Source organism: Endozoicomonas sp. Z74 (assembly GCF_057680865.1).
Map to the genome: position 1 here is coordinate 139258 of NZ_JBLYZI010000002.1, position 9453 is coordinate 148710.

Annotated in this window: 8 protein-coding genes; 6 read left to right on the forward strand and 2 right to left on the reverse strand. The window is 53.5% G+C overall.

Features of this window, described 5'->3' with window-relative positions; translation table 11 throughout:
• Nucleotides 1-100 precede the first annotated feature (100 nt).
• The 6 genes from torD (at nt 101) to malQ (ending at nt 8476) form a co-directional block, all read left to right on the forward strand.
• Nucleotides 101-742, forward strand: coding sequence for a molecular chaperone TorD (torD, locus tag ACNRUY_RS00990; protein WP_488109771.1), 642 nt, complete (start codon nt 101-103; stop codon nt 740-742).
• A 241-nt stretch (nt 743-983) separates the two neighbouring features.
• Complete coding sequence (malE, locus tag ACNRUY_RS00995) at nt 984-2219, forward strand: maltose/maltodextrin ABC transporter substrate-binding protein MalE (RefSeq protein WP_488109772.1); 1236 nt, start codon at nt 984-986, stop codon at nt 2217-2219.
• A gap of 317 nt (nt 2220-2536) precedes the next feature.
• Nucleotides 2537-4147, forward strand: coding sequence for a maltose ABC transporter permease MalF (gene malF / locus ACNRUY_RS01000; RefSeq protein WP_488109773.1), 1611 nt, complete (start codon nt 2537-2539; stop codon nt 4145-4147).
• 44 nt (nt 4148-4191) lie between these two features.
• Nucleotides 4192-5082 (forward strand): maltose ABC transporter permease MalG, encoded by an 891-nt coding sequence (malG, locus tag ACNRUY_RS01005; RefSeq protein WP_488109774.1) that lies wholly within the window; start codon nt 4192-4194, stop codon nt 5080-5082.
• A gap of 16 nt (nt 5083-5098) precedes the next feature.
• Nucleotides 5099-6235, forward strand: coding sequence for an ABC transporter ATP-binding protein (locus tag ACNRUY_RS01010; RefSeq protein ID WP_488109775.1), 1137 nt, complete (start codon nt 5099-5101; stop codon nt 6233-6235).
• Nucleotides 6236-6241: 6 nt separating this feature from the next.
• On the forward strand, nt 6242-8476 hold the full coding sequence (malQ, locus tag ACNRUY_RS01015; protein WP_488109776.1) for a 4-alpha-glucanotransferase: 2235 nt from the start codon (nt 6242-6244) through the stop codon (nt 8474-8476).
• Nucleotides 8477-8491: 15 nt separating this feature from the next.
• Here the strand turns inward: malQ and ACNRUY_RS01020 are convergent, their stop codons facing one another.
• Entirely contained in the window at nt 8492-8938 is a 447-nt protein-coding gene (locus ACNRUY_RS01020; RefSeq protein WP_488109777.1) for a hypothetical protein, read from the reverse strand.
• Between the two features lie 69 nt (nt 8939-9007).
• Nucleotides 9008-9453, reverse strand: a 446-nt coding sequence (locus ACNRUY_RS01025) for an ISAs1 family transposase (protein WP_488109778.1), incomplete at its 5' end; no start/stop codon positions are given.

The following is a 9453-nucleotide window of genomic DNA, read 5'->3' on the forward strand; positions in this document are numbered from 1 at the left end:
CAGAACAACGTCCTGACCTCGCAGTGCCTCCTCTGGGGCACTGCGATCCCAACGTACCTGATGGCATTCTTATCATCGTTTGCTCAAAACCGGATTGAAGATGACTGACCCAACCGCCCAGAACCGGGCCCAGATTTACTGGTGGTTATCCAGCCTCACGGCCAGTGAGCTGGACGACAGCCAACTGCAAACCCTGTTCAGCAGGGAGATGAGCCAGTTGCTGTCCCAGCTGTCTGAAGAACAGGAGCTGAAACAGGGGGTTGCACTGTTTCAAAAGGCGGTTGACCGACTGAAACAACGGGAAGATGCCCGGCTTGAGCTTGCCGCAGACTACGCGGAACTTTTTCTGGGAGCCGGCCGGCGCTGCGCCCCACCCTATGCATCCACCTATTTGAGCGATGACGGGTTGATGATGCAGGAACCTCATCACAAGATGTTGGAAAGCCTTGAGCAACATGGCTTTGCCCAGGCAGAAGGTTACCGGGAACCCGCCGACCACCTGGCCGTCATTCTGGACTTTATGGGAAACCTGGCCATCCAGGGTGCGCCCTCAGAGACACAGAAAAAAACGCTGGAGGACTTCCTGTTGAACTGGGTTTCTGACTGGAGTGAAGACCTCAGGAAACACGACCCTTTTGGTTTTTATTCTGCCACGGGTCAGCTGGTGACCGGGTTTTGCAGGGCAGACGCAATCTTTCTCAAAGGCCTCGAAAGCCTTTCAGAACCGTTCAAATCCGATTGATGCTCCCATTAACCAGAATCATTGTGCCAACCTGGCGGCCTTCAGGTTCGGCACTTTTTCATTTATTGCAAATATCAAATAATTTTTAAAATAAAAGCATTCATAGCATTATCGAAAAAGAGAATGGTTGATTTACGCCAGCCACTGCCGTCATCATAGCGCCCGTTAAATAAGGTCACTGAATTTCCTTCCCCCGCTTTTTTATTGAAATGTCATTCAAATGTTCTGGAGAGGTCATACCATGTTACGCTCATTTGCCAGATCTTTGTCGCTTATATTCACTCTGCTTCCCGCTTTGTTTTTTTTCCCATGGTTTTCTGCCAACGACGCCAATGCCGCCTTCAATAAAAACGAGCTGTTGATCTGGGTCGGTGGCGATAAAGCCTATGAGGGTATTCGAACGGTTGGCAAACAGTTTACCGAAGATACCGGCATTAAAGTCAAAGTGGAAATACCGGAAAACATCACTGACCGCTTTCAGCAGTCAGCGGCCTCCGGCAGTGGCCCGGATATTATTTTCTGGGCCCATGACCGTTATGGCGAATGGGCCAAGAGCGGCCTTCTAGCTCCCGTCACCCCTTCACCGGAATTCCGCCAGGGAATCAACCCCATTGGCTGGGAGGCCATGACCAGCAAAGGCAAAATTTATGGCTACCCGGTTTCCATGGAAGCCATCAGCCTGATTTATAACCGTGACATTCTTCCAGAACCACCAAAATCCTTTGAAGAGATGTTTCCCCTGAGCAAAAAGCTCAAACAGAAATCCCCTCCCGGCGAGAAAAAAGAAAAAGGCATCACCACCATCATGTGGGATCAGGTGCAACCTTATTTCAGCATGCCGTTACTTGCCGCTGATGGCGGCTATGTCTTCAAGAAAACCGCTACCGGTTATGACGTCAAGGATACCGGTGTTAATAACAAGGGCGCCATGGCCGGCGCCAAAATGCTGGTTGAATTGATTGATAAGGGAGTTATGCCAAAGGGGGTCGACTATGGCGTGATGGAAGCCACCTTTAACAAACAGAAAGTCGCCATGATGATCACCGGTCCCTGGGCCTGGGCCAACCTGGACAAAAGTAAAATCAATTACGGCGTGGCAGCCCTTCCCAGCATTAACGGAAAACCCGCCCGGGCTTTCGTTGGTGTATGGGGAGCTGCCCTGAACAGCGCCAGCCCCAATAAAGCCCTGTCCAAAGAGTTTCTGGAGAACTATCTGCTGACTGAAGATGGCCTGACCACCATGAACGACGATGTACCACTGGGTGCCGTGGCTAACAAAGCCCTGATGAGAAGACTGGAAAAAGACCCTCGCATTGCCGCCACTTTCCAGAACGTCAAGCAGGGGCTGATCATGCCCAATGTGCCCGAGATGGGTAAATTCTGGTCAGCCATGGAAACTGCATTGCGCAACATCACCAGCGGTCGCCAGGATTACAAGGCAGCACTGAACGATGCAGCCAAGCGGATTGTCAACTAATCTTCGGTCACTCTTCACTGTTTAACCCTAACCAGCGGAGGCATGTACATGGTTTCAATGAGTTTGATTCGTTCAGTGGCTCATGAAGCGGTCATACGCAAGGCGGTCTTGAGCAGGAATACCGGGCGTCTTTCAAGCAAGACCAACGCTGACGGATGGCCGCTTCATGAGCCACCCTCTGGGCCTGAAGCGAGAGCTTTTATGACCGCGTTGCAAGCACTTGAAAGATGCCCGGTATTCCTTCGTACTTGCGCCTTGTCAAAAGAGCTCTCGCTCAGGCTGAATACATCAAACTCATTGAAACCATGTACCGCCCCATGAGCACCTTCGTGGGTCACTCCAGCAGTCGGTTCTCTCTGAGCCAATGGGCGGTTCTGCTGATCGTTGCCCTGATTGACCTTCTTCTGCTTTATGGGGTCACCCTGATGTACGCCCGGGGGGAGCTGGCCTTTGCCCTGCTGGTTCTGGTGCTGGCCACCTCGGGCACCTGGGTGTTCATCAGCCGGAAGGGCTACAACTACCGTTACGTTTACCCCAGTCTGCTGGGGGTGTTCACCTTTATTGTCTTCCCCCTGATTTATACGGTTAACGTCGCTTTTACCAACTATGGCTCCAGCCACCTGCTCCCCCTGGAGCGGGTCAAAAGTATTCACCTGGCCAAAACTTACCGGACAGGAGGAGAAACGTTCACGTTCAAGGTTTTCAAAGATGGCCCGGGTTATCGCCTGATGCTTTCGCCCCCCCAGGCGTCGGATCAACATTACATCACAGGCTCGTTTAAGGGCTCTGCTGAAGGCTCTCAAAAAGCGGAAAGCCCTGAAAAAATAGAGGTCAAGGCTACCCTTTCCAGGCAGCCGCCAGCCGGTGCAGAACTGGCAATGAGGGACGTGATCAAAATGCGGGGGCTGCTCAAAAGGCTTGATGTTCACCTGCCCGATGGCAGCGAGCTGGCCATGACCAGCCTCAGGAAATTTGGTGCCATCGCCAAAGTCTACCGGCTTGATGACACCGCAGACAGCGACTTTACCAGGAGCAACTCAGAGGAAAACAGCCACGTTCTGATTGATAACCGGACGGGGGAGAAAATCCATCCGGATTTTTCCACCGGCTATTACACCGATGCCTCCGGAACAGAGCAGATAGGGCCCGGTTTTACCATCTACACCGGATGGGACAACTTCATCCGGGTATTTTCTGACCCCGGTATCCAGGGGCCTTTTCTGAAAATTTTTACCTGGACGGTCCTGTTTGCCGCACTGTCCGTGGGTTTTACTCTGGTGATCGGGCTGTTGATGGCCTGCCTGGTGCAGTGGGAACCCCTGAAGGGAAATGGTATTTACCGGCTTTTACTGATTCTGCCTTATGCGGTTCCGGCGTTCATATCCATCCTGATCTTCCGGGGGCTGTTCAACCAGAATTTCGGGGAGATCAATATGCTGCTGGAGATGCTTTTCGGCGTCAAACCGGAATGGTTCAGCAATGAGGCTCTGGCCAAAACCATGGTGATTATTGTCAATACCTGGCTGGGTTACCCTTACATGATGATCCTCTGTATCGGCCTGTTAAAGAGCATTCCCGATGACCTCTACGAAGCCTCCGCCATTGACGGCGCATCGCCGGTACAGAACCTGTTCAGCATTACCATACCAATGATCATCAAACCCCTGATTCCACTGCTGATCGCCAGCTTTGCCTTCAACTTCAACAACCTGGTTCTGATCGCCCTGCTCACCGGCGGGGCACCGGACATGATTAACGCCACGACACCCGCAGGGGCCACGGACATTCTGGTCAGCTATACCTTCCGGATCGCCTTTGGCTCCTACGGCCAGGACTATGGGCTGGCCTCCGCCATCGCCACCGTTATCTTCGTGATGGTCGGTGTCATTGCCTGGGTGAATCTTAAAGCCACCCATAAGCTGGGATAACGAATTCACTTTCACGGTCACCACCTCAGGGGGGGAAACCCGACATGGCCATGGTGCAACCCAGAAACCTGAAATACCGGGTATGGACAGCCCGTCTTGTGATGTGGCTGTTCCTGCTGCTGATCACCTTTCCTTTTCTGATGATCATTTCCGTCTCCTTCCGTACCGGCAATTTTGCCACCGGCTCCCTGATTCCAACCCACCCGACCCTTGAACACTGGACCCTGGCCCTGGGCATTCCCTGGGAAAATACCGACGGTTCCCTCACCCCGCCCCCCTTTCCCGTGATGACCTGGCTCTGGAACTCCATCAAGGTGGCCACCATCAGTTCCGCCCTGATCCTGATTCTGTCGACCACCGGCGCCTATGCCTTCGCCCGGCTCCGTTTCCGCTTCAAGCAGAGCATGCTCACGGCCATGATGATTCTCCAGATGTTCCCCGCCGTGCTGGCACTGGTCGCCATCTACTCCCTGTTTGACAAAATCGGTGACTACATCCCCTGGCTGGGCCTGGACAGCCTGGGCTCTGTGACGGTCGCCTATCTGGGGGGACTGGCCCTGCATATCTGGCTGATCAAGGGGTATTTCGAGACCATTGACAACTCCCTTGAAGAAGCCGCGGCCATTGATGGCGCAACCCCCTGGCAGGCCTTTCGCTATGTTCTTCTGCCCCTTTCAGTACCCATTCTGGCAGTGGTCTTTATTCTGGCGTTTATTGCCAGCATTGCCGAATACCCGGTGGCATCGGTATTGCTGCAGAGCATGGATAACCTGACCCTGGCCGTAGGTTCACGACAGTACCTGAACCCCCAGAACTACCTCTGGGGGGATTTTGCCGCCGCTGCCGTATTGTCAGGCATGCCCATCACCATCATCTTCCTTGCCTGCCAGCGATGGATTGTGGGGGGACTGACATCAGGAGGCGTCAAGGGTTAACGGTTAAGAGGTAAGCATGGCTGAAGTCAAACTGGTTAACGTCTCGAAAAGCTATGACCAGGGTCAGACCTGGACATTAAAAGACATCAACCTGCACATTCGCAAAAGTGAGTTTGTTGCCTTTATTGGCCCTTCCGGCTGCGGCAAATCAACACTGTTAAGAATGATCTGTGGCCTTGAGGACATTACTGGCGGCGAGCTGTCCATTGGCGAAGAACGGGTCAATGACTGGCCGCCCAATGAGCGCCGGGTCGGGATGGTTTTCCAGTCTTATGCCCTCTACCCCCATATGTCCGTGGCGGAAAATATGGCTTTTGGTCTGAAACTGGCCAAAGCCGCGAAAGCCACTGTCCGGGAGCGGGTGGATGAAGCCGCACGGATTCTGCAACTCCAGGCCTTGCTGGACCGAAAACCCAAAGCCATGTCCGGAGGACAGCGGCAGCGTGTTGCCATCGGACGCTCCATTGTTCAGCAGCCCAGAGTCTTTCTGTTTGACGAACCTCTTTCCAATCTGGATGTGGCCCTGAGGGTCCAGATGCGCCAGGAAATCGCCCGGTTGCACAGAAAATTAAAAACCACATCGGTTTACGTCACCCACGACCAGGTTGAGGCCATGACCCTCGCTGACCGCATCGTGGTACTGAGCCCCCTGGCCAAAGGGGCTCCCACCAACCTGGAGCAGGTGGGCAACCCCCTGGAGCTGTATCACCACCCTGCCAACCTGTTTGTGGCGGGCTTTATCGGCTCGCCGAAAATGAACTTCTTCGATGGCGTCATTGAGCAGACCGGAGAAGAGCTGAGCCATATTCGCCTCACCTCCGGGGAAACATTGAAAGCCTATGTGGATACCCATACCGCCAGAGCAGGCTCAAGAGTGGTGCTGGGCATACGGCCAGAACACAATCTCGCCGAAACCGACCAGGGCAATGCCGTTGAAGGGCGGATACAGGCTTTGGAACGCCTGGGTTCAGAATCCTTTATCTATATGAGCCATGACACCATCCGGGAACACTTTATTGTCCGGGTAAACGACTCACGACGCAGGGAGGAAGGCGCCCGCATACGGGTTGAACTGCCTGCCGAGCACTGTTATCTGTTCAATGCGGAAGGCGTCGCTTTCCGGAGAACCCGGGCGCCAGAAATCGAAGAGTAACCCACTATGCCAGACCCTATCGTCACGCTGGCGGCCCTTGACCAGCTAGCGGCCTTGTATGGAATACCGGGCCAGTATATTGATGCAGCGGGTCAGCCCGTCAACATCGCCAGCGAGCTGAAAAAAACAGCCCTTGAAGCAATGGGTGTGGCCGTTGCCAGTGAACCGCACATTCAAGCGTCAATAGCCGCTTATGAGGAAAGACAGTGGACCCCGCTGTTACCGAAGGTTCACGTTCTGCACCAGGGGAAACCCTTTACGATCCCCGTTCAGATACCAGAAACCCGGCTGAATAATCCCTTCAAGGGACAACTGATACCGGAAAAGGGAGAACCACAGTCTCTGGAAGTCCGGGCTGGCAGCCTCCGTGAACTCGACCGGAAAGCCATGAAAAACAAGTGCTTTGTTCGCCTGGAGCTGGAGCTGCCCGGGAACTTGCCTGTGGGTTACCATGAAATCATCCTGAACGACCAGGACCGGGCAAACCGGTGCCTGCTGATTGTTGCCCCCTCCGCCTGCTATGAGCCCCCGTCGCTCATGTCAGCCACACATAGCTCTAATGGCCCGGAAAACATCTGGGGCTCCAGCATTCAGCTTTATACTTTGCGATCAGAACACAACTGGGGGATGGGCGATTTCACCGACCTGAAAGAACTGGTCACCCGGCTGGCAAAAGAAGGCGCCGATATTCTGGGCCTTAACCCGATTCACGCCTTATACCCCTCCAACCCAAACCATTGCAGCCCCTACAGCCCATCCAGCCGGGCCTTTATCAACCCTCTGTATATCGACGTCTGTTCGGTGAATGGGTATGAGACCTGCCCGGAAGTCACGGAGCAGGTGAATAAACCCGACTTTCAAAACCGCCTACAACAATCCAGAAACACTGAGTATGTTGACTATGCTCTAGTCGCCTCACTCAAGTACCCGGTACTGGAGGCGCTGTTCCAGCATTTTCAAGTAACCCATGTGAGGGGCAAAACGGAACATGCAGCCGCCTTTGACCAATACTGCCACCGGAAGGGGCTGGCTCTGGAAAGGCATGGAACCTACGAAGCCCTGTTTGAACATTTCAAATCCCTGGACATTAACAGCTGGGGCTGGCCGTGCTGGCCCAGTGAATATCAGCATCCATCCGGGCCCGGTGCCACCTCATTCGCCGGACAGAAAAAAGACAGAATTCGTTTTTATAGGTTCCTGCAATGGCAGGCAGAAATGCAGCTGGAAGAAGCCCAGCAAGCCGCCCTGGCCGCCGGTATGAAAGTGGGGATTTACCGTGACCTGGCCGTTGGCGTTGATCGTGGAGGAGCCGATGTCTGGTCTGAACCAGAGAACTATACCCTTTCTGCCAGTGTGGGTGCCCCCCCGGATACGGTAGCGCCTCAGGGGCAGAACTGGGGACTTCCCCCTTTCAATCCAGAGCAGCTGACGAACAAGGCCTACGGCCCTTTTATCGAAATGGTCCAGGCCAATATGCAGCACTGCTCTGCCCTTCGCATTGACCATGTGATGGGCCTGCTGCGCCTCTGGTGGTGCCCTCCGGAAAAAACCGCTGACTATGGTGTATACGTCAACTACCCTCTGGATGACCTGCTGGGGATCATCAAGCTGGAAAGCCAGCGGAATCAGTGCCTGGTGTTTGGTGAAGACCTGGGCACCGTGCCTCCGGAAATAGAAGCAGCTCTTCCTCCTGCCCGCTGTTACTCCAACGAAGTCGTTCTTTTCTCAAGGGATGGAGAGCAGTTTCTGCCCCCGGAAGGTTACAAGCCTCAGGCCCTGACCTGTGTATCCAACCACGACATCCCCACTTTTAAAGCCTGGTGGAACTGCAATGACCTTGACCTGAGGCAGCAGCTGGGCATTTACGACAGCGAAAGAACACAGCAGGAAAAACAGGCAAGGCATGAAGATAAGGTTGCCCTTCTGAAAACCCTCCGGAGTATTGGGGAACTCCCCTGGGGGATGAATCCGGACGACATCAATACCATGGCCTATAGCCGTGACCTTATGGAAAAGGTTCATTATTATCTGGCAAAAACCGCTTCAAGCATCATCGTTGTGCAACTGGAAGATATCCTTGAGCTGGATACCCCGGTTAACGTGCCCGGCACCAGTGATGAATATCCAAACTGGCAGCGAAAATTGACCCGCAACCTCAGTGAGCTGTTTGCTTCTGAACAAAATCGGGCCTTTTTCAGAAACCTCTCTCTGACAAGACAGTCTGTTACAAAAAAGGCCTGATATAAAAGCACTGGATCAATTTTCCGGGGAATACTCCAGATTGAATTGCCGGTCCATCTCATCCCGAATGTCTTTGAGGCCATCCATCAACTGCAAGGCAGGTGCTGCTTCACCTGCTTTCAGGTACTGCTCGATTTCCAGGTGATAGTGAGTGATTGCCTTACCGGCAAAACTGCCAGACTCAACCCCCTTGGGCAGTGGGTTCATGGGAGAAGCTTTTCTGCTTCCCTTTTTGTCAGACATATAGTGCCTCGCAAAACAGTTTTCAGCAGCCCTGACAATGACCCGGAGTTCATCCCGAAGAGCCATGGCCTTTGTCACCGCTTTTTCTGCCAGGGCATTTTTGACACCGTCCATATAATGGGAGCGCACCGTCTCACTGAACGGATCTTTAATAGGAAGAGCTGAAGCCCCTGAACTAAAGGCCGGTATTGCAGCTGCGCTGGATAAAGGCTGGCTCACTAGTGGCATCGCCTCAATAGGCTTGACAATAAACGTCAACTCCCCGGTTATGCCAGGGCAAAAACATGATCAAGAATCAATCAGCCCAAGCACTTTCATCATATAGTCTTCATCCCAGCCACAGGTTTTACGTTTGTTCTTGATACCAGCCTTCACTGAAGTATCAAGCTTGAGAAGGTTGAGTGTCACCTGTCGAACAACTGCCAGGTTCTCAGCAGCAAAGCCTTCCCTTGCCCTGCAACGGTCTTCATCGAAAGCAACGTCCAGAACCCAGTGCAACTGGTTCTCGACCAGCCAGTGCTGCCTCGTAGCCCGTAGAATCTCTTCGGCGGACAGTTGTCGACTGGATATGAAGTAGCGGATCAGAGTGCTACCTTTGCTTTTCTTGCAACTATCCAACTGAATAGCCGCTATGGTTTTCGCTCCCCATGCAGCAGCACTCGAGCCTTCTTTGATGTCATGGCTGACCCAGCAACGCCGGTGCTCTACACGGCCATGCGCTTTGCCTTCCTGCT

What these genes read in the sequence shown, in the direction of transcription:
- malQ (WP_488109776.1), top strand. Translation starts at nt 6,242, where the DNA reads ATGCCAGACCCTATCGTCACGCTGGCGGCCCTTGACCAGCTAGCGGCC.
- malF (WP_488109773.1), top strand. Translation starts at nt 2,537, where the DNA reads ATGAGCACCTTCGTGGGTCACTCCAGCAGTCGGTTCTCTCTGAGCCAA.
- torD (WP_488109771.1), top strand. Translation starts at nt 101, where the DNA reads ATGACTGACCCAACCGCCCAGAACCGGGCCCAGATTTACTGGTGGTTA.
- malE (WP_488109772.1), top strand. Translation starts at nt 984, where the DNA reads ATGTTACGCTCATTTGCCAGATCTTTGTCGCTTATATTCACTCTGCTT.
- malG (WP_488109774.1), top strand. Translation starts at nt 4,192, where the DNA reads ATGGCCATGGTGCAACCCAGAAACCTGAAATACCGGGTATGGACAGCC.
- ACNRUY_RS01010 (WP_488109775.1), top strand. Translation starts at nt 5,099, where the DNA reads ATGGCTGAAGTCAAACTGGTTAACGTCTCGAAAAGCTATGACCAGGGT.